We start from the raw sequence: 985 nt of genomic DNA, 5'->3' as shown, positions 1-985 counted from the left end.
CTGGGCAGGGGCTCGGCTGTCAGCTCACCTCGTACCACCGATTACACCGCCCGCACCGAGACGGCGGACCGAGTCGTGGGCAGCGTGTGTCCTTACTGCGCTGTCGGATGCGCGCAGAAGGTCTACGTCAAGGACGAGAAAGTGATTCAGATCGAGGGTGATCCGGCTTCGCCGGTGAGCCGGGGCAGGCTCTGTCCCAAGGGCTCAGCGAGCAAGCAGCTGGTGACGTCGCCGTTACGCGAGATGAAGGTTCGGTATCGCCGACCGTTCGGTACTGAATGGGAAGAGCTGGCTCTCGACACTGCCATGGACATGATCGCCGACCGGGTCATCAAGACCCGGCGCGAGACATGGCAGGACGAGGCGGACGGCAAGCAGGTGAGACGGACGATGGGAATCGCGAGCCTCGGAGGTGCGACCCTCGACAACGAGGAGAACTACCTCATGAAGAAGCTGTACACGGCGATGGGCGCGATCCAGATCGAGAATCAGGCCCGTATTTGACACTCCTCCACAGTTCCCAGTCTGGGAACGTCGTTCGGTCGCGGTGGTGCCACGACCTTCCAGCAGGATCTGCAGAACGCCGACTGCATCGTCATCGAGGGATCGAACATGGCCGAGTGCCACCCTGTCGGCTTTCAGTGGGTGATGGAGGCCAAAGCGCGGGGCGCGAAGGTGATCCATGTCGATCCTCGCTTCACTCGGACATCGGCGGTTTCCGATCTGCATGTGCCCATCCGTGCCGGCAGTGACATCGCGTTCCTCGGCGCGTTGGTGAACCATGTGCTCACCGGCGAGCACGACTTCCGCGAGTACGTCCTCGCTTACACCAACGCTTCCACGATCGTGTCCGAGGATTTCCGCGACACCGAGGACCTCGACGGGTTGTTCTCCGGCTGGGACGCAGAAGAAGGCCAGTACGACACCTCGAGCTGGCAGTACGAGGGAACCGAGATCGCCGCATCGGCCGGCAAACGCGACCAGC

General features: G+C 62.5%; 1 protein-coding gene. It reads left to right on the top strand.

Annotated elements, in window-relative coordinates; genetic code table 11:
* Positions 1-985: molybdopterin-dependent oxidoreductase (locus RM423_RS24885; RefSeq protein ID WP_396327884.1), on the top strand; the 985-nt coding region annotated here is incomplete at both ends.

The organism is Jatrophihabitans lederbergiae (genome assembly GCF_031845305.1).
Classification (GTDB): Bacteria; Actinomycetota; Actinomycetes; order Mycobacteriales; family Jatrophihabitantaceae; genus Jatrophihabitans_A; species Jatrophihabitans_A lederbergiae.
This window is presented reverse-complemented; position numbering and strand designations above follow the sequence as displayed.